This is a genomic window from Diaphorobacter sp. ED-3, assembly GCF_027625375.1.
Lineage (GTDB): Bacteria > Pseudomonadota > Gammaproteobacteria > Burkholderiales > Burkholderiaceae_C > Diaphorobacter > Diaphorobacter nitroreducens.
The window spans coordinates 2,836,120-2,859,182 of sequence record NZ_CP115182.1; the positions used below are offsets into that span (position 1 = coordinate 2,836,120).

22 protein-coding genes and 1 tRNA gene are annotated in these 23,063 nt (G+C 66.6%); 14 read left to right on the forward strand and 9 right to left on the reverse strand.

What is annotated here, in order from left to right; translation table 11 throughout:
- Positions 1-15: 15 nt before the first annotated feature.
- On the reverse strand, positions 16-1,572 hold the full coding sequence (gene ahpF, locus PCQ86_RS13810; protein WP_047350524.1) for an alkyl hydroperoxide reductase subunit F: 1,557 nt from the start codon (positions 1,570-1,572) through the stop codon (positions 16-18).
- 104 nt (positions 1,573-1,676) lie between these two features.
- A complete protein-coding gene (gene ahpC, locus PCQ86_RS13815) occupies positions 1,677-2,240 on the reverse strand; it encodes an alkyl hydroperoxide reductase subunit C (RefSeq protein ID WP_047350525.1) in 564 nt (187 codons plus the stop codon).
- A gap of 237 nt (positions 2,241-2,477) precedes the next feature.
- Here ahpC and bfr point away from each other — a divergent pair, with 237 nt between their 5' ends.
- The 3 genes from bfr (at position 2,478) to flhC (ending at position 4,168) form a co-directional block, all read left to right on the forward strand.
- Positions 2,478-2,954, forward strand: coding sequence for a bacterioferritin (gene bfr / locus PCQ86_RS13820; RefSeq protein ID WP_011806036.1), 477 nt, complete (start codon positions 2,478-2,480; stop codon positions 2,952-2,954).
- Between the two features lie 303 nt (positions 2,955-3,257).
- Positions 3,258-3,587, forward strand: a complete 330-nt coding sequence (gene flhD / locus PCQ86_RS13825; protein ID WP_011806037.1) for a flagellar transcriptional regulator FlhD — start codon at positions 3,258-3,260, stop codon at positions 3,585-3,587.
- Between the two features lie 41 nt (positions 3,588-3,628).
- Complete coding sequence (flhC, locus tag PCQ86_RS13830; protein ID WP_270174007.1) at positions 3,629-4,168, forward strand: flagellar transcriptional regulator FlhC; 540 nt, start codon at positions 3,629-3,631, stop codon at positions 4,166-4,168.
- An 81-nt stretch (positions 4,169-4,249) separates the two neighbouring features.
- Here flhC and PCQ86_RS13835 read toward each other — a convergent pair whose 3' ends face one another.
- The 4 genes from PCQ86_RS13835 to ppc all read right to left on the reverse strand — a co-directional run bounded on the left by PCQ86_RS13835 (position 4,250) and on the right by ppc (position 10,570).
- Entirely contained in the window at positions 4,250-4,801 is a 552-nt protein-coding gene (locus PCQ86_RS13835; protein ID WP_270174008.1) for a FlgO family outer membrane protein, read from the reverse strand.
- Between the two features lie 14 nt (positions 4,802-4,815).
- Positions 4,816-5,415: a hypothetical protein gene (locus tag PCQ86_RS13840; RefSeq protein ID WP_270174009.1), complete on the reverse strand. Its 600-nt coding sequence runs from the start codon at positions 5,413-5,415 to the stop codon at positions 4,816-4,818.
- A gap of 112 nt (positions 5,416-5,527) precedes the next feature.
- Complete coding sequence (yccS, locus tag PCQ86_RS13845) at positions 5,528-7,711, reverse strand: YccS family putative transporter (protein ID WP_270174010.1); 2,184 nt, start codon at positions 7,709-7,711, stop codon at positions 5,528-5,530.
- A 9-nt stretch (positions 7,712-7,720) separates the two neighbouring features.
- A complete protein-coding gene (gene ppc, locus PCQ86_RS13850; RefSeq protein ID WP_270174011.1) occupies positions 7,721-10,570 on the reverse strand; it encodes a phosphoenolpyruvate carboxylase in 2,850 nt (949 codons plus the stop codon).
- Positions 10,571-10,694: 124 nt separating this feature from the next.
- On the opposite strand from ppc, the gene hemC reads away from it, so the two are divergent.
- The 7 genes from hemC to galU all read left to right on the forward strand — a co-directional run bounded on the left by hemC (position 10,695) and on the right by galU (position 19,588).
- Positions 10,695-11,627 (forward strand): hydroxymethylbilane synthase, encoded by a 933-nt coding sequence (gene hemC, locus PCQ86_RS13855; RefSeq protein WP_270174012.1) that lies wholly within the window; start codon positions 10,695-10,697, stop codon positions 11,625-11,627.
- A 2-nt stretch (positions 11,628-11,629) separates the two neighbouring features.
- Positions 11,630-12,448, forward strand: a complete 819-nt coding sequence (locus tag PCQ86_RS13860) for a uroporphyrinogen-III synthase (protein ID WP_270174013.1) — start codon at positions 11,630-11,632, stop codon at positions 12,446-12,448.
- Positions 12,438-13,514, forward strand: a complete 1,077-nt coding sequence (locus PCQ86_RS13865; RefSeq protein WP_270174014.1) for a uroporphyrinogen-III C-methyltransferase — start codon at positions 12,438-12,440, stop codon at positions 13,512-13,514. Before PCQ86_RS13860 ends, PCQ86_RS13865 begins: the two co-directional genes overlap by 11 nt.
- 23 nt (positions 13,515-13,537) lie before the next feature.
- Complete coding sequence (locus PCQ86_RS13870; protein ID WP_047350532.1) at positions 13,538-14,821, forward strand: heme biosynthesis HemY N-terminal domain-containing protein; 1,284 nt, start codon at positions 13,538-13,540, stop codon at positions 14,819-14,821.
- A gap of 178 nt (positions 14,822-14,999) precedes the next feature.
- A complete protein-coding gene (locus tag PCQ86_RS13875; protein ID WP_011806047.1) occupies positions 15,000-15,620 on the forward strand; it encodes a VOC family protein in 621 nt (206 codons plus the stop codon).
- 134 nt (positions 15,621-15,754) lie between these two features.
- Positions 15,755-18,622 (forward strand): valine--tRNA ligase, encoded by a 2,868-nt coding sequence (locus PCQ86_RS13880; RefSeq protein ID WP_041839046.1) that lies wholly within the window; start codon positions 15,755-15,757, stop codon positions 18,620-18,622.
- 78 nt (positions 18,623-18,700) lie between these two features.
- On the forward strand, positions 18,701-19,588 hold the full coding sequence (galU, locus tag PCQ86_RS13885) for a UTP--glucose-1-phosphate uridylyltransferase GalU (RefSeq protein ID WP_270174015.1): 888 nt from the start codon (positions 18,701-18,703) through the stop codon (positions 19,586-19,588).
- A 110-nt stretch (positions 19,589-19,698) separates the two neighbouring features.
- Here galU and PCQ86_RS13890 read toward each other — a convergent pair whose 3' ends face one another.
- The 3 genes from PCQ86_RS13890 to cysM form a co-directional block, all read right to left on the reverse strand.
- On the reverse strand, positions 19,699-19,926 hold the full coding sequence (locus PCQ86_RS13890; protein WP_011806050.1) for a sulfurtransferase TusA family protein: 228 nt from the start codon (positions 19,924-19,926) through the stop codon (positions 19,699-19,701).
- A 5-nt stretch (positions 19,927-19,931) separates the two neighbouring features.
- Positions 19,932-20,495, reverse strand: a complete 564-nt coding sequence (locus tag PCQ86_RS13895; protein ID WP_011806051.1) for an NUDIX hydrolase — start codon at positions 20,493-20,495, stop codon at positions 19,932-19,934.
- A 115-nt stretch (positions 20,496-20,610) separates the two neighbouring features.
- Positions 20,611-21,516 carry a cysteine synthase CysM gene (gene cysM / locus PCQ86_RS13900; RefSeq protein ID WP_011806052.1) on the reverse strand — a complete coding sequence of 302 codons (906 nt, stop codon included), beginning with the start codon at positions 21,514-21,516 and terminating at the stop codon, positions 20,611-20,613.
- Between the two features lie 43 nt (positions 21,517-21,559).
- Between cysM and PCQ86_RS13905 the strand changes: the two genes are divergently transcribed.
- The 4 genes from PCQ86_RS13905 to PCQ86_RS13920 all read left to right on the forward strand — a co-directional run bounded on the left by PCQ86_RS13905 (position 21,560) and on the right by PCQ86_RS13920 (position 22,959).
- Positions 21,560-21,644 (forward strand) — tRNA-Leu (locus tag PCQ86_RS13905).
- Between the two features lie 430 nt (positions 21,645-22,074).
- Entirely contained in the window at positions 22,075-22,290 is a 216-nt protein-coding gene (locus tag PCQ86_RS13910) for a hypothetical protein (RefSeq protein WP_041839047.1), read from the forward strand.
- A gap of 23 nt (positions 22,291-22,313) precedes the next feature.
- Positions 22,314-22,574, forward strand: coding sequence for a translation initiation factor IF-1 (infA, locus tag PCQ86_RS13915; protein WP_011806104.1), 261 nt, complete (start codon positions 22,314-22,316; stop codon positions 22,572-22,574).
- 76 nt (positions 22,575-22,650) lie between these two features.
- On the forward strand, positions 22,651-22,959 hold the full coding sequence (locus PCQ86_RS13920) for an RNA recognition motif domain-containing protein (protein ID WP_011806105.1): 309 nt from the start codon (positions 22,651-22,653) through the stop codon (positions 22,957-22,959).
- Positions 22,960-23,063: the final 104 nt, after the last annotated feature.

The window sequence follows — 23,063 nt, forward strand, 5'->3', positions numbered from 1 at the left end:
AATTTGGCTTAGATATCAGTGGCGAATCAGGTGGTCGAAGGCCGACAAGGCCGCCGTCGCGCCCGCCCCTGCGGCGATGATGATCTGCTTGTACGGCACGTTGGTGCAGTCTCCCGCGGCGAACACGCCCGGCACGTTGGTGTGGCCCCGGGCGTCGATGATGATCTCGCCAAAGCGCGTCAGGTCCACCGTGCCCTTGAGCCAGTCGGTGTTGGGCAACAGACCGATCTGCACGAAGATGCCCTCGACCGCCACGGTCTTGGCCTCGTCCGTCGTGCGGTCCTTGTAGGTCAGGCCGGTGACCTTGCTGCCGTCGCCATTCACTTCCGTGGTCTGGGCGTTCAGGATGACCGTCACGTTGGGCAGGCTGCGCAGCTTTTTCTGCAGCACGCCATCGGCCTTCAACTCGCTGGCGAACTCCAGCACCGTCACGCTCTTGACGATGCCGGCCAGGTCGATCGCGGCCTCCACGCCCGAGTTGCCGCCGCCGATGACCGCCACGTCCTTGCCCTTGAACAGCGGGCCGTCGCAGTGCGGGCAGTACGTCACGCCCTTGGTGCGGTACTGCTCCTCGCCCGGCACGTTCATGTTGCGCCAGCGCGCGCCGGTCGACAGGATCACGGTCTTGCTCTTGAGCGTTGCGCCGTTCTCGAGTTCGATTTCCACCAGGCCGCCTTCGGTTGCGGCGGGCTTGAGGGCCTTGGCGCGCTGCAGGTTCATCACCTCGACGTCGTAGTCATTGACGTGCTGCTCCAGCGCGATGGCGAACTTCGGGCCCTCGGTCTTGCTGACCGAGATGTAGTTCTCGATGTCCACCGTATCCAGCACCTGGCCGCCGAAACGCTCGGCCACCACGCCGGTACGAATGCCCTTGCGCGCCGCATACACGGCGGCCGCGGCACCGGCGGGACCACCGCCGACCACCAGCACGTCGAACGGCTCCATGGCATTGAGCTTGGCCGCCACGCGGGCATGGGCGCCGCTGTCGATCTTGGCGACGATCTCCGCCAGCTCCATGCGGCCCTGGCCGAAATTCTTGCCGTTCAGGAACACCGTGGGCACGCCCATGATTTGGCGTTCCTTGATCTCGTCCTGGAACACGGCGCCGTCGATGGCCGTGTGCGTGATGCGCGGGTTGAGCACGCTCATCAGGTTCAGGGCCTGCACCACGTCCGGGCAGTTGTGGCAGGACAGGGAGTAGTAGGTCTCGAAATGGAAATCGCCGTCCAGGTTCTTCACCTGCTCCAGCAGGTCCGCCGATTCCTTGGAGGGATGGCCGCCCACCTGCAGCAGCGCCAGCACCAGCGAGGTGAACTCATGGCCCAGGGGGACGCCCGCGAAACGCACGCCGGTGTCCACGCCGGGGTTGGTAATCAGGAAGGACGGCTTGCGCACGGGCGCGTCGTTCTTCTCGACCACGGTGATCTTGTCGGAGAGAGAGCGGATCTCCTGGAGCAGTTCCCGCAGCTCTTGGGAAGTGGCGCCATCATCCAGCGTGGCGACCAGCTCCACCGGGCGCTGCAGGCGCTCCAGATAGGCTTTCAATTGGGCTTGGAGGTTGGCGTCGAGCATAGGGTTACTCCTAATCAATCTAGTTATGGGCAAAAAAACCCGGGCGCCTGGCACCCGGGCGTCTTGGTCAGCCGCCGCGGCGGCTGAACGCGGCTGGTGCCAGCTTAGATCTTGCCGACCAGGTCCAGCGAAGGAGCCAGCGTCTTGGCGCCCTCTTCCCACTTGGCGGGGCACACTTCACCGGGGTGGCTGGCCACGTACTGGGCAGCCTTGACCTTGCGCAGCAGATCGGCGGCGTTGCGGCCGATGCCTTCGGCGGTGATTTCCATCGCTTGGATCACGCCCTGGGGGTCCACGATGAACGTGGCGCGGTCTGCCAGGCCCTGGCCTTCGCGCAGGCAGTCGAAGTTCTGGCTGATTTGCCAGGTGGGATCGCCCAGCATGGTGTACTTGATCTTGCGGATCGTGTCGGAGGCGTCATGCCATGCCTTGTGCACGAAGTGCGTGTCGGTGGACACGGAGTACACCTCAACACCCAGCTTCTGCAGCTCGTCGTAGTGGTCGGCCACGTCGCCCAGCTCGGTGGGGCACACGAAGGTGAAGTCGGCCGGGTAGAAGAAGAACACGGCCCACTTGCCCAGGACGTCCTTCTCGGTCACTTCGATAAACTTGCCGTTCTTGAAGGCTTGCGCCTTGAAAGGCTTGATAGTGGTGTTAAGCACGGACATTGCTGTTTCCTCTTACTTAGGTTGATGGGCTAGAACAAGACTGAAGTTTAGGCCGGATCGAATGATAAATCCAATAAATTGAACACATCAATTGAATTGATATTGACTATCAGCTCATTCCATTCGAGAACACGACTCAGCATCACACGCAGGCAAAGCCTGCATGCAGGGGCATTGTCTTGCCCCCTGGTGCCAGGGTCATGACAATGCCCCTTTCTGACTGAAAGGAGAAGCCCCATGAAAGGCGACGCGCAAGTCATCGCACACCTGCAGGCCCAGCTGAAGAATGAGCTCACGGCCATCAACCAGTACTTCCTGCACTACCGCATGCTCAAGCACTGGGGCTTCGACAAGCTGGCCAAGAAGGAATACGACGAGTCCATCGGCGAGATGAAGCACGCCGACCGGCTGATGGACCGCATCTTCATGCTGGACGGCCTGCCCAACCTGCAGGACCTGGCCAAGTTGCAGGTGGGCGAAGACGTACCCGAGATCCTGGAATGCGATTTGCGCGCCGAGCGCGGAGCGCAGGCCACCATCAAGGAAGGTATTGCCTACTGCGAGTCCGTACGCGACTATGTCTCGCGCGAACTGCTGGAAGACATCCTAGAAGACACCGAAGAGCACATCGATTTTCTGGAAACCCAGATCGAACTGGTCGCCAAGGTCGGGCTGCAGAACTACCTGCAGTCCCAGATGGGCGACGCCGACTGAGCCAGGCGCCAGGCGCCTGACACGGTGCCTTCCACCCTGCGCACGACCGCGCGCACTCCATCCAACGGGCTGCGGCCCGTTTTTTCATGCCTGTATCGGCGAAACCACCACCGCAAACACGCGCCACACGCCGACGCCGCTGTAAGGCAAATTCCTACAAAGGCTGCTCATCCGCCAGACGCCACGCAGCGCCGAACCCCGACTTAATTTCTTTTTGCCCCGGTTTCACAATCCATTTCATCGGATCACGCAACACATGCAACGTTATGCAACGCAGTGATCCCTCTTGGAAAGGATTGCCCCATGACCTCCGAACAACTGCTCGCCGAAATCCGCGAAGCCAACCTCACTTACCTGATGCTGGCGCAGACCCTGATCCGCCAGGACAAGGCCGAAGCCGTTTTCCGTCTGGGGCTGAACGAAGAAGCGGCCGACATTCTGGCATCGCTGTCCGCCGCACAGGTGCTCAAGCTGGCCTCACGCAACACGCTGCTGTGCAGTTTCCGCGTGGACGACGAACTGGTGTGGAGCCTGCTGACCAGCCACAACACGCCGCGCAAAGCCGCCAGCGAAGCCACCAACACGCTGCACGCCAACATCCTGATGGCCAGCCGCGTCTCCGAAGTGCTCTGAAGTCCCACGCCAGCGTTCCCCTCTTCTTCCGAAAGCCCGCCATGTCCGCACCCGCCAAGAGCGTTCTCAACGAATCCAAGCAAATCGAACGCGCCGCCATGCTGATCGAGATGGGGGCCCGCATGCAGGTGCTGGAGTCCGAGACCACGCTGTCGTACGAGCGCCTGATCCGCCTGTACAAGGAGATTGCGGGCAAGTCGCCGTCCAAGGGACAGCTGCCCTTCTCCACGGACTGGTTCCTCACCTGGCAGGAGAACATCCACAGCTCGCTGTTCCTGAACATCTACGAATACCTGTCCAAGGGCGTGAGCCTGGACGCGGTGGAGCTGCTCACCAAGGCCTATCGCCTCTACAACGAGCAGGTGGCCGCAGCGCAGATCGACCCGCTGCTGTCCTTCACGCGCGCCTGGCGGCTGGTGAAGTTCGTGGATGCCGGCATGCTCACGCGCACCAAGTGCTCGCAGTGCGGCGGCCAGTTCGTCACCGAGCCGTACGAGAACCGCCACTACACCTGCGGCCTGTGCAACCCGCCCGCACGTGCCGGCAAGAGCAAGAGCGCTGGCGCACTCACGCTGCACTAATTCAAGTCAAAATGGCTTCTAGCGCTTATCCATCAAGCGCTAACAGCTATTAAATAAATAGCATAATGGCGCGGCAATGGGCTACCGGCCCGCCAGCAGACCGCGCACGTTGGCATCCATGGGCAGTGCATAGTCGTGCGCCGCCAGCACCGCGTTGCCCGCGCCCACCAGCTTCAGGCTCACGTAAACCGCCTGCGGCGCCACCGCGTAGGTGCCCACCAGCACGGCCTGCGCCGCCTGGGCGTGCGCCACCTCCTGTGCGTGCCGCGACAGCAGCAGCTCGCCCTGTCCGGGACGCATCGCCAGGGTCTCGCGCATGCGCAGCTCGGTCACGCGCAAGCCGCGCTGGGCCAGCCGGCCCGCCAGTTGCTCGGCCACCAAGCGCCCCAGGCGCGAAGATTCATCCAACCGGTCCAACTGCACCACCGTTCCCACCAGCACAGGGGTGCCGGGGTCCAGCGGCACTTGCAGCAACAGCGCATCCGCGGCGCCGTGGTTGCTGGCCATCAGGTCCACGGGGTCGCTGCTGGCCGCAGCGCCGTAGTAGTAGCGTGCGCAGCCCGGCAGGGCCAATGCGCTGGCGATCAGCACCGCTGCCAGCAGCACGCGCCGTATTCCAATGCGTTGCGTCATGCGGTCTCCCTCCTTCATGGCACGACCCGCCAGGTCGTGAGGGGCCCCGGCGCCGCAGCGGGGCGCTGGTACAGCGGTGCGTCCGGCTGCGCGATCGTGTACACGTCAGATGTGCGCACCAGCACCCGGCCCTCGCTTTCCAGCGACGTGACGACCAGCACCTCGGTGCGCATCGGCACACTCGCGTCCGCATGCGTTGCATTGCGCCGCACGTACACACCTTCGGCCAGGCGCTGCAACGGCGCCGCGGACGCCGCACCCGCGTGGTGCTGCACCAGCTGGGTGCTGGCCCGCAACCGCAGGGCTGCGGGTTCGGTGGTCACGGCGATGCCCCGCTCCACCAAATGCGTGACCAACAACTCGCGAAAGCCGCGCTGAAAGTCGGAGGCCTGGGGGGCCATCTCCACATGGATCGGGTGCTGCCCCGCGGGCCATCCACGCAGCCGGTCGGCCACATGCGCCGCCACGTCGGCAGCCAGCACGTCCCATTGGCGGACTGCGTTCACCGCCTGTTGCTCCGTGGGCGCGTGCGCCCCCTCCGGCGTCGCGCCGTGCGGCGCCGTTGGCAGGGGCGCGCAGCCGGCCGCCAGCCCGGCCAGGACGCAGAAGGCCAAAACCCGGTTTCTCATGATCGAAGAATATGTATTGCGTGACGACCGGCCATGCTAGCCGGTGCGCCTGCGCCCCAAGGGTGGAACAAGACGGGCTTTGCGGGCTAGATCAGCCTCAGGCCGCCGCGCCCTGCCCGGCGAGCGAGCGCACCGCGGCCCGCAGCGGCGCCACCTGCCGGCACACCAGCGCCAACTGGGCCTGCACGAGCGATAGGCCGTCGCCGGAGGCATCGGCCGCCTGCTCCAGCGCCAGCGCCAACTCCTCGGCAGCGCCATCCTCCTGCGCCAGCGCATGCCGCCCGCGCAGCGCCTGGGCCATCTGCTCGATCTGGTCCGCGGCCTCACGGGCGGCGCGCTCTGCCAACGAATCGGCCGCCACGTCGGCCGGCAGACCGCGGTGCGCACCCAGGGCCGACAGATAGCTCAACAGCGTGTGCGAGAGCACCAGCAACTGCAGGCCCACGCGCGCGTGGCGGCGCACCCAGCGCGGCTCCAGCAGCATGTGCGACAGGGCGGCGGACAGGGCCGCATCGGCGTTGTGCGCCACGCGGCGCGCCAGGCGGTAGTCCAGGTCGTCGTCCTTGCCCGTGGCGTACTGCGACATGATCTCGCGCAGGTACAGCGCATGGGCCTCCAGCGCCTCGGCCGCCACGGCACCCAGGCGCTTGCCCTGCCAGTCAGGCAATACCAGAAACATGGCGGCCGCCGCGATGAGACTGCCGATCACCGTGTCCAGCAGGCGCGGCAGGATGAGCGTGTAGCCTTCGCCCGTGGTCTGGTTGAAGCACAGCAGCACCATCAGCGTGATGGCCGCCGTGGCCAGCAGGTAGCGCTGGGTGCGCGTAAGGAAGAACAGCACCCCCGCCGCCACGGCCAAGAGCGCCTGCAGGGTCGGATTGGGGAACAGCTCCAGCAACGCCCAGCCCGCCACCAGCCCCAGCGCGGTGCCCAGCACGCGCCGCGCCACGCGGGACACGGTGGCCCCATAGGTCGGCTGGCAGACGAACAGCGTGGTCAGCAGGATCCAGTAGCCATGCCGCGGGTCCGTGAGCTGCATGGCGGCATACCCCGCGGCCAACGCCAGCGTGAGGCGCACCGCATGCCGAAACAGCACCGAGCGCGCATGCAGCTGCGCACGCACGCGGCCCCACGCATCGGCCAGCGAGCGCGGCGTGCGGTCGAACAATGCGATGTCCCCCAGCACCGCGTTTTGCATGGGCAGCGTGGCAGTGGTGAGTTGCGCGTCCAGCGTGCTGAGGTTGCGCGCCAGCGCGCGCAGCGAGCGCAGCGGACGCTGCCAGGCGCTCTGGCCCTGGCGCTCCAGGTAAGTGATGGAATCATGCAGGTCTGCCAGTGCCTGCGCATGCCCCGCATCGCGTACCAGCGGGCGGCGCCGGCGCAGTGCTTCACCCAGTTGCGTGCAGGCCATGCCCTGCAGCGTGAGGACGCGCTGGCAGCGGTACAGCACATCGCTGTGAAAGAGCACGTCCGCCCATTCGTTGTAGTCGTAGTGCGAGGAGCTCGCGCGCTCGTGAATATCCTGGGCGATGAAATACAGGTTGAGCAGTTGCAGCAGCCGGCCCTGGGGCGGATGCGCGTCCATGCGGCTGAACAGGCTTTCCTTGGCGCTGTTGAGCGCCGCCACCACGCGCGCATTGGTCTGTGCCAGCGCCAGCCGCCTTTGCTGCACATCCACGCCGCGCACGGGCTCGAAGACGCTGGCCTTGAGCCGCAGGTAGGCGCCCAGCTCCTCGTACAGCGCAGCCATGCCATGCCGCAGGGGCAACAACGGCGTGAGCACACACCACGCCAACGACAACAGTCCGTACCACCCCGCGCCCGCCAGCAGCAGCGCAGGCATGCGCCACCAGGGCTGCGTGTCGCCCGCACCCTGGGGCACGCTGAGGGCCGCATACAGCGCCAGGATCACCGTGGCCGAAGCGATCGCGCGGTAGCGCCCGCCGACCGCGCCCAGCAATGTGAAGACGAAGCTGCACACCAGCAGCACCACCAGGAACCACAGCGGCTGGTCCACGAGCGCCGCCACCGGGAAGGCCACCAGTGCGAAGCACGCCAGTGTGACCAGCAGCGCCTTCAGGCGGCCGCGCCAGCTGTCATCCGTCTCTGCCAGCGCAGACGCGAGCACGCCCAGGAACAGCGGCACCACCAGGTCCACCTGGTGCGTGCCCCAGCTCCAGGCCATGGCGCCGCCCAGCGCGAGCAGCACGCGCAGGCCGTAGGCCCAGGCGACCTGCGCGCCCAGGCGTTGCAGCCACTGCGCCGTGATGCCGTCTACCACGCCCGTACCTCAGCCCGTGTTGCGCAGCCCCGCGGCAATACCGTTGATGGAGATGTGAATGCCGGTCTGCACGCGCTCGTCACCCTGGCCCGCGCGCCAGCGGCGCACCAGCTCCACCTGCAGGTGGTGCAGCGGGTCGATGTAGGGGAAGCGGTGCCGTATGGAGCGCGCCAGCGCCGTGTTGGCCGCCAGGCGCTGCTTTTCTCCCGTGATGCGCGTGAGCGCGTCGGCCGTGCGCTGCCATTCGGCCTCGATCACACCGAACACCTTTTTGCGCAGGCGCACATCGGCTACCAGCTCGCTGTAGCGCGAGGCCAGCGCCAGGTCGCTCTTGGCCAGCACCATGTCCATGTTGGACAGCAGCGTGCGAAAAAACGGCCACTGCCGGTACATCTTCTGCAACAGCGCCAGCTGGGCCTTGGGATCCTTGCCCGGCGCGTGCGTGAAGGCATCCACCGCAGCGCCGAAGCCAAACCAGCCCGGCAGCGTGAGGCGGCACTGGCCCCAGCTGAAGCCCCAGGGAATGGCGCGCAGATCCTCGATCTGCTGGCTGGCCTTGCGGCTGGCCGGGCGCGAGCCGATGTTGAGCTCGGCAATCTCGCGGATCGGCGTGGAATTGAAGAAGTAATCGGTGAAGCCCGGTGTCTCGTACACCAGCGCGCGGTAAGCCTCCATGCTGGCCTGCGAGAGCTGCTCGGCCGCTTCCAGGAACGCCTTGGTGGCGGACTTGGTGGGTTGCAGCAGCGTGGCTTCCAGCGTGGCGGCCACCAGGGTCTCCAGATTGCGCCGGCCGATCTCGGGGTTGGCGTACTTGGAGGCGATCACCTCGCCCTGTTCGGTCAGGCGGATCTGCCCGCGCACGGTGCCGGGCGGCTGCGCCAGGATGGCCTGGTAGCTGGGCCCGCCGCCACGCCCCACCGTGCCGCCACGGCCGTGGAACATGCGCAGCTGGATGGGCGCGCCCGCCTGGGCGGCGTTCATCTCGTCGAACAGCGCCACCAGCGCGATCTCGGCGCGGTACAGCTCCCAGTTGCTGGTGAAAATGCCGCCGTCCTTGTTGCTGTCGCTGTAGCCGAGCATGATGTCCTGCTCGGCCCCGCTGGCGCGCACCAACTGCGCGATGCCAGGGATCGCGTAGAACTCGCGCATGATGGGCGCGGCATTGCGCAGGTCCTCGATCGTCTCGAACAGCGGCACCACGATCAGGTCCGCCCTGGCGCCCGTGTCCAGCGTGCCTTGCAGCAGGCCCACCTCCTTTTGCAGCAGCAGCACCTCCAGCAGGTCGCTCACCGTCTCGGTGTGGCTGATGATGTAGTGGCGGATGGCGTCGTCGCCATAGCGCTCGCGCATCTGGCGCGCGGTCTCGAAGATGGCGACCTCGCCCGTCGTGTGCTCGGAATACGGCGCCCCCACCACGCGCAGGGGCCGTGCGTCACACAGCAGGCGCAGCAGCAGCGCGCGGCGCGCGGGCTCGGGCAGGGCCTCGTAGTCGGACTCCACCCGGGCGGTGGCCAGCAGTTCGGCCACCACGCGCTCGTGCTGGTCGGAGCTTTGGCGCAGATCCACCGTGGCCAGGTGAAAACCGAACACTTCCACTGCGCGCATCAGCGGGCGCAGGCGTTCGCCCACCAGGGCCGCACCGCGGTGCGAGCGCAGCGAAGCCTCGATCACGCGCAGATCGGCCAGGAAGTCGCCCGCGCTGGCGTACGCATTCTGTGGGGCTACGGCATGGCGTGCAGCCTCGCCGCCCGTCAAATCCCTGAGCGTGGCGGCCAGGCGCGCGTACACGCCCGTGAGTGCGCGGCGGTAGGGTTCGTCGCGGCGGTGCTCGCTGGTGTCAGGCGAGCGTGCGGCGAGCTGCAGCATCTCGGCCGAGACCTGCACCAGGTTGCTGGAGAGCGACAGCTCGCGCCCCAGGTGATGCACCTCGGTCAGGTAGTGGCGCAGCGCCACCTCGGCCTGGCGGCGCAGGGCCAGGACCAGCGTGTCGGCGCTCACGTTGGGGTTGCCGTCGCGGTCGCCACCGATCCACTGGCCCATGCGCAGGAAGCTCGCCACGGGCTGGTTGCCGCCCAGCTCGCGCTCCAGTTCGGCATAGATCTTGGGGATCTCGTGCAGGAAGGTGTATTCGTAGTACGAAAGGGCGTTCTCGATCTCGTCGGCCACGGTGAGCTTGGAGTAGCGCAGCAGCCGCGTCTGCCACAGCTGGGCCACGCGCGCGCGCAGCTGCGCCTCGTTGGTGGCCAGCTCGCGCGGGGTGAGCGTGTCCTTCGCGCTGTTGTAGAGCTGGGCGCGCGCCTGGATATCGTCGCGCTGTGTGAGCAGCAGGGCGATCTCGCGCTCCGCGTCCAGGATGCTCTTGCGCTGCACCTCGGTCGGGTGGGCCGTGAGCACCGGCGCCACATAGCTGGTGGCCAGCGTCTGCGCCACGGTGCGCGGCGCGATGCCGGCCCAGCGCAGGCGCGCCAGCGCCACCTCGATGCTGCCCTCCTGCGCGCTGCCCGCGCGCTCGTGCACGGCGCGGCGGCGGATGTGGTGGCGGTCCTCGGCCAGGTTGGCCAGGTGGCTGAAGTACGTGAAGGCGCGGATCACGCTCACCGTCTGGTCGCCCGTCAGGCCCTTGAGCAGCTTCTTCAGCGCCTTGTCGGCCTCGTGGTCCGCGTCGCGCCGGAAGGCCACTGACAGCTTGCGGACCTGCTCCACCAGGTCATAGGCGGCCACGCCCTCCTGCTCGCGGATCACGTCGCCCAGGATACGCCCCAGCAGGCGGATGTCCTGGATCAGCGGCAGGTCCTTGTCGGTCTTGCGGGCGGGCGCCGGCGCCGCGGCGGCGTCGGTCTTGCGGGCGGGGGCGGTCATGCGCAAAGGTCTCCTGGCGCGCCGATGGGATGGTTGATGGAATGGCGCGGCTGTTGCAGCGCAGCATGCTAGCATTCCCCGCTGCCCCGCCGCCGTGCCTGCGGGGGCCGAGACAGACGCCGCAATGACCACTCCCTCCCCCTCGCTTCCTTCCATCGTGATCGCCACGCGCGAAAGCCAACTCGCGCTCTGGCAGGCCGAGCATGTGCAGTCCTTGCTGCGCGCGCGCGGCCACGCCGTGGCGCTGCTGGGCATGACCACGCGCGGCGACCAGATCCTGGACCGCACGCTGTCCAAGGTGGGCGGCAAGGGCCTGTTCGTGAAGGAGCTGGAAGTGGCGCTTGAGGAAGGCCGCGCCGACATCGCAGTGCATTCGCTCAAGGACGTTCCCATGGAGCTGCCCCAGGGCTTCGCCCTGGCCTGTGTGATGGAGCGCGAGGACCCGCGCGACGCCTTCGTGTCGCCCGGCTACGCATCGCTGGACGAGCTGCCCCACGGTGCGGTGGTGGGCACGTCCAGCCTGCGCCGCCAGGTGCTGCTGCAAGCGCTGCGCCCCGACCTGCAGATCGAGCCGCTGCGCGGCAACGTGCAGACGCGCTTGCGCAAGCTGGACGAGGGCCAGTACGCGGCCATCGTGCTCGCGGCCGCAGGCCTGAAGCGCCTGGGCCTGCACGAGCGCATCCGCGCCGTGTTCACGCCCGAGCAGATGCTGCCCGCCGCCGGCCAGGGCGCGTTGGGCATCGAGATCCGCGGCGACCGCCACGACCTGCGCGAGGCGCTGGCGCCGCTGGCCCATGAGCGCACCTGGCTCACGGTGACGGCCGAGCGTGCCGTGAGCCGCGCCATGGGGGGGAGCTGCTCCATGCCGCTGGCCGCGCATGGCCAGTGGGACGGCGACACGCTCTCGCTGCGCGCCACCTGGGGCGACGTCGCGGCCCGGGTGCCGCTGGTACGCGCCGAGGGCGTGGCCCCCGTGCATACGCTGGAGCAGGCCGACGCGCTGGGACTGGCCGTCGCCGCACAGCTGCGCACTGCGGGCGCGGTGGGAGCGCTCTGACCTTGCCCGTGCAGCCGCCCCGGGCCATCGTCACGCGCCCCGCGCGCGAGGCCACGCAGTGGGCCGCCGATCTGCAGGCGCGCGGCATCGCCGCGCTGGCGCTGCCACTCATCGCCATCGGCCCGGTGACCAACCCGGCTCTGCGCGAGGAACTGCAACAGGCCCGCGCATGCGTGGACCGCTACTGCGCGGTGATGTTCGTGAGCGGCAACGCGGCGCAGTATTTCTTTGAATCAAATATGCCTCTAGCGCTTTCTGGACAAGCGTTAGCAGCTACCAAAACGAGAGTATGGGCTCCCGGCCCCGGTACCGTGGCGGCACTCGTGCAGGCCGGGGTTGCGACCGAGCGCATTGACGCTCCCGGCGCCGACGCCGCGCAGTTTGACTCCGAGGCCCTGTGGCAGGTGGTCGCGCCGCAGATCGGCCCGGGCGACCGCGTGCTCATCGTGCGTGGAGCCAACGCCCCCACGGCCGAAGGCGGCAACGGGCGCGAATGGCTGGCCCGGCAGATTGCCGCTGCGGGTGGCGCGGTGGACTTCGTCGCCGCGTACGAGCGCGGCGCACCCTGCCTCGACGCCCAGCAACTGGTGCTGGCGCAAGCAGCTGCCAGCGACGGCTCGGTCTGGCTGCTGAGCAGTTCCGAGGCCATCGCCAACCTGCGTGCTGTGTTGCCCGCGCAACACTGGGGCATGGCCCGCGCCCTGACCACCCACCCGCGTATCGCGCAGGCCGCACGTGCGGCCGGCTTTGGCAGCGTGCACGAATGCCGTCCGGCGTTCGATGAAGTGGCAGCCTCGATAGAATCGCTTTATGAGCAATGAGTCCTCATCCGGGCTGCCCGCACCGGCGCCCGCCGCTCCCCGGCCCGCCGCGCCCCACGGCGGCCGCGCGACCCTGTTCGCGCTGAGCGCCATCGCCATTGCCGCGCTGGCCAGTTCGGTGATGCTGTGGCAGCGGCTGTCGTCCATCCAGGAGCAGTTGGCACGCCAGTCGGCCGACTCCGGCGCCCAGGCCATCGAGGCGCGCACCATGGCCCAGCAAGCGCAGGAGCTGGCGCGCGAGACCTCCACGCGCCTGGCCGTGGCAGAAGCCCGCGTGAGCGAAGTCGCGCTGCAGCGCAGCCAGCTGGAAGAGCTCATGCAAAGCCTCTCGCGCACGCGCGACGAGAACCTGGTGGTGGACGTGGAAGCCGCCATCCGCCTGGCGCAGCAGCAGGCCCAACTCACGGGCAGCCTGCAGCCCCTGGTGGCCGCGCTCAAGAGCGCGAGCCAGCGCGTGGAGCGCGCATCGCAGCCGCGCCTGGCGCCCGTGCTGCGCGCCATGGGCCATGACCTGGAGCGCCTGGAGCGCGCCAACGTCATCGACACTGCGGGTCTGCTCGGCCGCCTGGACGACCTGGTGCTCCAGGTGGACGAGCTGCCCCTGCTGGGCAGCGTGGCCCAGGCAGCCAGCATGCGCCGCCCGGCGGGCGAGGCGACGGCGCCCGCCCCCGCCGCGAGCACCGCCAGCCAGCCGCGCTGGCAAGCCACGCTGCACCGCACCTGGGAAGGCGTGCGCGACGAGGTGCGCGGCCTGGTGCGCGTGAGCCGCATCGACCATCCCGACGCCATCCTGCTCGCCCCCGACCAGGCCTTCTTCCTGCGCGAGAACCTCAAGCTCAAGCTGCTCAATGCACGGCTGGGCCTGCTGGCGCGTCGCATGGATTCGGCGCGCGCCGACCTGGCCGGCGCCTACAGCGCGCTGGGCAAGTACTTCGATCCTGCCTCGCGCCGCACGCAGAACGCCATCGAGGCCCTGCAGCAGCTGCAGGCGCACATGAAGACCGTCGAAATGCCCGCGCTGGAGGACACCTTCGCCGCGCTGGCCACGGCCGCGGCCGGCCGTTGACCCGCCCCTAGGACACTCTGCCCATGCGCGCAGCACTCTGGTTCCTGGCCCTGTTCGGTGTGGCCGTTGCCGTCGCCCTGTTTGCGGGCAACAACCAGGGCACGGTCACGTTGTTCTGGCCGCCCTACCGCATCGACCTGTCCCTCAACATGGTGCTGATGCTGCTGTTCGGCGGCTTCACGCTGCTGTACGCGGCGCTGCGTGCCCTGGCGGCGCTGCTGGAGCTACCCATGCAGGCGCGCCGCTGGCGCCTGCTGCAAAAGGAGCGTGCCATGCACGGTGCGCTGCTGGATGCGCTGTCGCAGATGCTGGGAGGGCGCTTCCTGCGCGCCCGCAAATCCGCGGAATCCGCGATCGCGCAGGAGCGCGCCCTCGAAGACGCCAAGGAAGCCCTGCCCCATGGCCGTCGGCTGCGCACGCTGGCCCACATGGTGGCCGCGGAAAGCTCGCATGCGCTGCAGGACCGTGCCACGCGGGAAGCACACTTGCAGCAGGCGCTGGACAACATTCCCGATCGTGCGGTCGCCATCGAGCAGGAATTGCGCGAGGGCGCGCAGCTGCGCGCTGCACGCTGGTCGCTGGACGAGCGCGACGCCACCACCGCGCTGGAGCGCCTTTCCGTCCTGCCGGCCGGCACGGCGCGCCGCACGCTGGCACTGCGCGCCAAACTCAAGGCATCGCGCCTGTCGCACCAGACCGAGCAGGCGCTGGAAACCGCCCGTCTGCTGGGCAAGCACCACGCTTTTTCGCCGGCCGCCGCCGAGAGCATCGTGCGCGGCCTGGCAATGGAACTGATCAACGGCGCCTACGACCCGGCCCAGTTGCAGCGCATCTGGCTGGGGCTGGAGCCCCATGAGCGCGCCATGCCCGAGATTGCCGTGCATGCGGCGCAGCGCCTGGGCCAGTTGGGCGGCGATGCGATGCAGGTGCGCGCATGGCTTCTGCCGGTGTGGGAACGCATGACGGACCCCGCTCAGCCCCCGCTGCCCGATGCCCAGGTGCTCAAGCTGGTGCGCGCGCTTGAGGGCAGCCTGCAGGCGCTGGATGCCAACTGGCTGGCGCGCATCGAGTCCGCCCAGCAGGCGGCTCCGCGCAACGCGCGTCTGCAATACCTGTCGGCCAAGGCCTGCCTGCAGCGCAACCTGTGGGGCAAGGCCCAGCAACTCTTCACCCAGGCCGCTCAGCAGCTTCCCGATGCGTCGCTGCGCGCCAGCGCTTGGCGCCATCTTGCCGAGCTGGCCGAGCAGCGCGGCGACGCAGAGGCCGCCGCGGATGCCTGGAAGAAAGCCGCCCAGGCGAACGCCTGAGCACCACTCCCTCTTTCCCGTTTGAGGCCACCGGCCGCCTTTGCCGCGGCGGCTGCGCCATGCCTGCTGGACAGCGGTTTTTCAGATTCACTTAACGCAAATTAATTACGAATAGTAGAATTTCAGGCACTTCTTCATACCAGCATGCGCCCTGGCGCCCTATCCCGGAGACAACGCCATGACTGCTCCCCACGACACCCTCCCGCCCCCCGCCGCCATCCAGCAGCTGCACCACTACGCCTACAAGGCGCGCGACGCGGAGGAGACGCGCCATTTCTACGAGGACATCCTGGGCCTGCCGCTGTACCACATCATCCAGAGCGACTACGTGCCCAGCACGGGCGAGTACTGCCCCTACACCCACTTCTTCTTCCGGCTGCAGGACGGCTCGTTCATCGCGTTCTTCGACCTGGGCGACGACGTGAAGCCCGAGCCCTCGCCCAACACCCCCCCGTGGGTCAACCACATCGCCTTCCGCGTGAACACCGTGCAAGAGCTGGAGGACACCAAAACCCGTCTGCAGGCACACGGCGTGCAAGTGCTGGGGGTGACCGACCACCACATCTTCAAGAGCATCTACTTCTTCGACCCCAACGGCATCCGGCTGGAGCTGTCGGCCCAACTGGCCGACACCGCGCAGATGCAGCGCGAAAGCACCACCGCCCACGCCCGGCTGGCCGAGTGGACGGCGCGCAAGGAGCAATGGCGCAAGGAACGCGCCGGCGGCCATGCCAGCGCGCCGCTCAAACCCCAGACCAACGACCGCCCCGAATTCGTGCCCACCACAGGGTCTGAGTAAAAAGCGCCTCCAGCGCTTATCCAGCAAGCGCAAGCAGCTATCAGTATGGAAGCATGGCGGTAACCGAATAAAATGCCCCCATCCTCCGAACCACTGCCCAGGCGGCATCCCACGGGATGCCGTTTTTCATTGCCATGAGCGACACGATCGAACAACCCGGCCTGAACAGCCTCTCCAAGTCCTTTGAGCCCGCCGCCCTGGAGGCCCACTGGGGCCCCGAATGGGAAAAGCGCGGCTACGGCGTGGCAGGCTACCGCGGCACGGGCGCGGCGCAGGCCGGGCAGCCGGCGTTCGCCATCCAGCTGCCTCCGCCCAACGTGACGGGCACGCTGCACATGGGCCATGCGTTCAACCAGACCATCATGGACAGCCTGACGCGCTACCACCGCATGTTGGGGCACAACACCGTCTGGGTGCCGGGCACCGACCACGCGGGCATTGCCACACAAATCGTCGTCGAGCGCCAGCTGCAAGAGCAAGGCGTGAGCCGCCATGACCTGGGCCGCCCCGACTTCGTGAAGAAGGTGTGGGAGTGGAAGGAAAAGAGCGGCAACACCATCACCACCCAGATGCGCCGCCTGGGCGACAGCGTGGACTGGAGCCGCGAGTACTTCACCATGGACGACAAGCTCTCCAAGGTGGTGACCGACACCTTCGTGAAGCTGTACCAGCAGGGCCTGATCTACCGCGGCAAGCGCTTGGTGAACTGGGACCCCAAGCTGCAGTCCGCCGTGTCGGACCTGGAAGTGGAGAACGAGGAAAAAGACGGCTCGCTGTGGCACATCGCCTACCCCCTGGCCGATGGCTCGGGCCAGCTGGTGGTGGCCACCACGCGGCCCGAGACCATGCTGGGCGACGTGGCGGTGATGGTGCACCCCGAGGATGAGCGCTACGCGCACCTGATCGGCAAGATGGTCAAGCTGCCGCTGTGCGACCGCGAGATCCCGGTGATTGCCGACGCCTATGTGGACAAGGAGTTCGGCACCGGCGTGGTCAAGGTCACGCCCGCGCACGACAACAACGACTACCAGGTGGGCCAGCGCCACAAGCTGCCCATGATTTGCGTGCTCACCCTGCAGGCCACGGTGAACGAGAACGCCCCCGCCAAGTACCAGGGCATGGACCGCTTCGTGGCGCGCAAGGCCATCGTGGCCGACCTGGAGGCCCAGGGCCTGCTGGTCGAGACCAAGAAGCACAAGCTGATGGTGCCCATTTGCACCCGCACCGGCCAGGTGATCGAGCCCATGCTGACCGACCAGTGGTTCGTGGCCATGAACAAGGTGGCCCAAGAAGGCACGGGCGACGCCACCGGCAAGAGCATCGCGCAAAAGGCCATCGACGCCGTGGCCAGCGGCCAGGTGCAGTTCGTGCCCGAGAACTGGGTCAACACCTACAACCAGTGGATGAACAACATCCAGGACTGGTGCATCAGCCGCCAGCTGTGGTGGGGCCACCAGATCCCCGCCTGGTACGACGAGGACGGCAATGTGTACGTGGCCCGCAACGAGCAAGAGGCCCAGGCCCAGGCCCCCGGCAAGACGCTGACCCGCGATGCGGACGTGCTCGACACCTGGTACTCCAGCGCCCTGGTGCCCTTCAGCACCATGGGCTGGCCAAACCAGACCGATGGTGCCACCGACGACTACAACCTGTACCTGCCCAGCAGCGTGCTGGTCACGGGCTACGACATCATCTTCTTCTGGGTCGCCCGGATGATCATGATGACCACGCACTTCACCGGGCGCGTGCCGTTCAAGCATGTCTACATCCACGGCCTGGTGCTGGACGCACAGGGCAAGAAGATGAGCAAGTCCGAGGGCAACGTGCTCGACCCGGTGGACCTGATCGACGGCATTGCGCTGGAGCCGCTGCTGGACAAACGCACCCAGGGCCTGCGCCGCCCCGAGACCGCGCCCAAAGTGCGCCAGAACACACAAAAGGAATTCCCCGAGGGCATTCCCGCCTATGGCGCCGACGCGCTGCGCTTCACCTTCGCCGCGCTGGCGTCGCTGGGCCGCAGCATCAACTTCGACAGCAAGCGCTGCGAGGGCTACCGCAACTTCTGCAACAAGCTGTGGAACGCCAGCCGCTTCGTGCTGATGAACTGCGAGGGCTACGACTGCGGCATGGACACCGCGCAGGGCTGCACTGAAAGCTACCTGCGCTTCAGCCAGGCCGACCGCTGGATCGTCTCGCAGCTGCAACAGGTCGAGGCCGAAGTGGCCAAGGGCTTCGCCGAGTTCCGCTTGGACAACGTGGCCAACACCCTCTACGACTTCGTCTGGAACGAGTTCTGCGACTGGTACCTGGAAATCGCCAAAGTGCAGATCCAGACTGGCAACGAGGCGCAGCAGCGCGCCACGCGCCGCACGCTGATCCGCGTGCTGGAGGCCATCCTGCGCCTGGCGCACCCCGTCATCCCCTTTGTCACCGAAGCGCTGTGGCAGGTAGTGGCCCCGCTGGCGGGCCTGAAGGGCGACTCCATTGCCATCGCCGCCTATCCGCAGTCCCAGCCCGAGAAAATCGACGAGGGCTCCATCGCCTACGTGGCGCGCATCAAGCAAGTGGTGGACGCCTGCCGCACGCTGCGCGGCGAGATGGGCGTGTCGCCCGCACAGCGCCTGCCGCTGCTGGTGGCGGGCGACGCGGACTTCATGCGCGACATCGCCCCGGTGCTGCAGAACCTGGCCAAGCTCAGCGAGGTGAAGGTGTTCGACGACGAGGCCGCCTGGGCCCAGGCCGCGCAAAGCGCGCCCGTGGCCGTGGTGGGCGACGCCCGCCTGGCGCTGTTCGTGGAGATCGACATCGCTGCTGAAAAGGCCCGCCTGTCCAAGGAGGCCGCGCGCCTGTCCGGCGAGATCGCCAAGGCCAACGGCAAACTGGGCAACGAGGCTTTCGTGGCCAAGGCCCCGCCGGCCGTGATCGAGCAGGAAAAGAAGCGCGTGGCCGACTTCGGGGCCACGCTGGCGCGCATCCAGGAGCAGCTCGCGCGCCTGGGCTAAGATCAGCCCGATCACCGGACAAGGGCGCTGCAGGCGCCCTTGTTTTTACCCGGCACCCTTTTTCGTGAGGCACCCGACTTGAACGCACCCACCCGTGTCCGCAAGGCCGTCTTTCCCGTCGCGGGGCTTGGCACCCGCTTCCTGCCCGCCACCAAGGCATCGCCCAAGGAGATGCTGCCGGTGGTGGACAAGCCCCTGATCCAGTACGCCGTCGAGGAGGCCTACGAGGCCGGCATCCGCGACATGGTGTTCGTCACCGGCCGCAGCAAGCGCGCGATCGAGGACCATTTCGATACCGCGTACGAGCTGGAGAACGAGCTGGAGAACGCCGGCAAGCGCGAGATGCTCGCGCTGGTGCGCAGCATCTCGCCCGACGACATGAACTGCCTGTTTGTGCGCCAGCCACGCTCGCTGGGCCTGGGCCATGCCGTGCTGTGCGCCGAGCCCCTGGTGGGCAACGAGCCCTTTGCCGTCATCCTGGCCGACGACCTGATGACCGGCGAGCCCGGCGGCCCCGGCGTGATGGCGCAGATGACGGCCGCTTTCGCCAAGCAGGGGCGCTCGCTGCTGGCCGTGCAGGAAGTCCCGCTGGAGCACACCAAGCGCTACGGCATCGTCAAGGGCGAGAGCGCCGGCGGCGCGCTGATCCGCGTCGACGAGATCGTGGAGAAGCCCGCACCCGAAAAGGCACCGTCGCGCATGGGCGTGGCCGGCCGCTATGTGCTCACGCCGCGCATCTTCGAAGAGATCCGCAACCAGCCGCAGGGCGTGGGCGGCGAGATCCAGCTCACCGATGCGATCGCGCGCCTGATGCAGCACGAGACGGTGTATGCCTACCAGTACGCCGGCAAACGGTACGACTGCGGCAGCAAGGAAGGCTTTCTGGAGGCCACGGTCGAACTGGCACTGCAGCACCCGCAGGTGGGCCCACAGTTCCGCGAATACCTCCAATCGCTGGCGCTGTAACGCACCGCCGGGACGGTGCCCCTGCCCGCCGCCCGGGCATGGGATTCCTGTTTTGATAGCTACCAGCGCTTACCCAACAAGCGCTGGACGGCTATTTAGCCATTAATCACTCAGCGACGGCGCAGCACGTGGATGAATTCTTCGCCCACGGTCTGTTGTTCGACCAGCTCGTTGCCGGTCTGCCGGGCAAACGCCTGGAAGTCGCGCAGCGAGCCGCTGTCGGTCGCCACCACCTTGAGCAGCTGGCCGCTCGCCATGTCGGCCAAGGCCTTCTTGGCCTTGAGGATGGGCAGGGGGCAGTTCAGGCCCCGGGTGTCGATTTCCTTGTGGATGTCCATTTTTCTCAGTCCTTCGGCGCGTCCAGTCCGCGGCGGCGCTCTGCATTTTCCTCGGCGGTGAAGAACACCGGCTCGTGGCCGCGCGAGCGCAGCCAGTCGGCCAGCGCATAGCCTGTGCCCGCGGGCCAGCACTTGAGCTGGTCTGGCTCATAAAAGCGGTGCTCCAGCAGCTCCGGCGACAGGCGCACCTCGCCTTCGGCCCGTACATGGTAGGCGATGATGACCTGGTTCATGCGCATGAACTCATACACGCCCACCAGCTGCACACTGCGCGCGTCCAGGTTGGTTTCTTCCTTGACTTCGCGGGCAATGCCGTCCTCGGGTGTCTCGCCGGCCTCCATGAAACCCGTGATCAGTGCGAACATCTTGGGTGGCCACAGTGCATTGCGCGCCAGCAGCACGCGGCCGTCCACCTCCACGATGGCCGCCAGCACGGGCGTCGGGTTGTTCCAGTGCGTCCAGCCGCAGGCGGGGCAGCGCAGGCGTTCCTTCTCGCCGCTGTCCTCAATGACCACAATGGGTGCCAGCGCCGTGGCGCAGTGGGTGCAATAGCGGGTTTCGTACGACATGGCGATGCTCCTCCAGCATGCGCCATGGCAGTCACAGCGCTCCGTAATTAATAGCTGCTCGCGCTTGACTACCGGGCGCCAGCGGCCCTATTGATGCCCACTGTGATCTTCACGTTCACGCCGGGAAGACGCCGGTGGAGAGGTAGCGGTCGCCCCGGTCGCACACCACGAAAACGATGGTGGCGTTTTCCTCGCGTTGCGCGATCTGCTGCGCCACCCAGCAGGCGCCGGCTGCGGAGATGCCGGCAAAGATGCCCTCTTCGCGCGCCAGGCGCCGTGCCATGTCCTCGGCATCGTCCTGGCTCACCAGCACCAATTCGTCCACCAACTGGGGCTCGTAGATCTTGGGCAGGTATTCCTCGGGCCACTTGCGAATGCCCGGGATACGCGAGCCTTCCTGCGGCTGCGCACCCACGATGCGCACCGCGGGGTTCTTCTCGCGCAGGAAGCGCGCGACGCCCGTGATGGTGCCCGTGGTGCCCATGGCGCTCACGAAATGGGTGATGCGCCCCTCGGTCTGCTCCCACAGTTCGGGGCCGGTGGTCTCGTAGTGGATGCGGGGGTTGTCCGGGTTGGCAAACTGGTCCAGCACCACGCCCTTACCCTGCGCCACCATCTGGTCGGCCAGATCCCGCGCGTATTCCATCCCCCCGCTCTTGGGCGTGAGAACCAGCTCCGCGCCGAAGGCCTTCATGGTCTGCGCGCGCTCCACGGACAGATCCTCCGGCATGATCAACACCATGCGGTAACCCTTGATGGCCGCAGCCATCGCCAGGGCAATGCCGGTGTTGCCCGACGTCGCCTCGATCAGCGTATCGCCGGTTTTGATCTCGCCGCGCTCTTCGGCCCGGCGGATCATCGACAGTGCCGGCCTATCCTTCACCGAACCCGCCGGGTTATTGCCTTCCAGCTTGCCCAGAATGACATTGCCGCGTGCCGCGTTGTCCTGTGCACCGATGCGCTGCAGTGCGACCAGCGGCGTGTGTCCGATCGCGTCTTCAATGGTGGGGTAGGTCTTCATACCGCGTTACTGTGCCATAATTTGCGACTTCGCTTTAGCGCCTGCCCGGGTGGTGAAATTGGTAGACGCAGGGGACTCAAAATCCCCCGCCGCAAGGCGTGCCGGTTCGATTCCGGCCCCGGGCACCACATACAAGGCCGCACAGTTCCCAGAACGTGCGGCCTTTCTTTTTTCCTCCGAAACCCTCGATAGCGTCGTGCGTAAAGGTGCGGTGGACTGTGCAGCAATCCGGGGCCCTAAGGCGCATGCTGGTCGGTATCGGGCACATCCACAAGAATTAAGTTTGCTTTTTTCATTTCGGTGAGTAATAATCTACCAACGCGCTACCCACTGCTTGCTTCGATAGCGCCCGCCTGACAGCATCCTGGCTGATGCGCCTTCCGCCGCACTTCTTGCAAAAAGTGTCGGCCGTCACTCTCCAAAGCAGCAAGCTCATCGCAGACCTTCAACCTCTTTCAGGGTCTGCCCCGCCTTTCCTGCGCCGACGCGGGGCAGGTCTTTTTCCCCTCTGTTCTTTCCTGGATGGTCGCCTTCGCGATTACATCCTGTCTGTTTGCAATGCTTGAAAAACAAAACGCCGAGCGGGTGGGCAACTACGTTGTCACGCCGCTGACCAAAACCACCAATGTCGGTGTTACTGCTTCGGTTTCCATACGCCGGGGAATGTACGACCGCATCTTCCGCTTTCTCCCAAGCTTCCCCTGCGATGCACAAGCAGTCCAGTACGCCTTAGCGCAAGGGCGCCGCATGGTGCTACACAACCAACTGGGCTGATCTTGCTATTGACGGAGGTACCCGTGGCTAAAGAAGAGTTGATTGAAATGCAGGGCAAGGTCGATGAAGTTCTGCCTGACGCCCGTTACCGCGTCACGCTTGACAACGGGCATCAGCTCATCGCGTATACCGGGGGCAAGATGCGTAAGTTCCGCATCCGCATTCTGGCCGGTGACCTGGTGACCCTGGAGATGTCTCCGTACGACCTCAACAAGGGGCGAGTGACTTTTCGGCATATCGAGAACCGCACGCGCACCACCCCTCCAGCGCGCCGGCGCCATTGATTTTGGTTCCCCCACTCATTTCCTCTGGGATGCGCTTACAAGCCGTCCCTTCATTTCCCGAAAGAAAGACACTGACATGAACAACCGACTGTACGTGGGCAACTTGGCCTATTCCGTGCGTGATGAATCGCTGCACCAGCAGTTTTCCCAATTTGGTTCCGTCACCTCCGCCAAGGTGATGATGGAGCGCGATACAGGCCGATCCAAGGGCTTCGGCTTTGTAGAAATGGGCAGCGATTCCGAGGCACAGGATGCCATTAACGGTCTGAACGGCCGTTCTGTCGATGGACGTGCACTGACGGTCAACGTCGCGCGTCCCATGGAAGCTCGCCCAAGTTTTGGCGGCGGCGCAGACCGTGGTGGCTACCGCGGTGGCCGCTACTGATAGGGCCTTGCCGCGGCAATTGCCTTAGAGTGCTCCGGACCATCCGGGTGAGTCCGTGTTTTGGACGCTGACCACCTCCCGCAGAGCCCTCCGCCGCGTCTTAT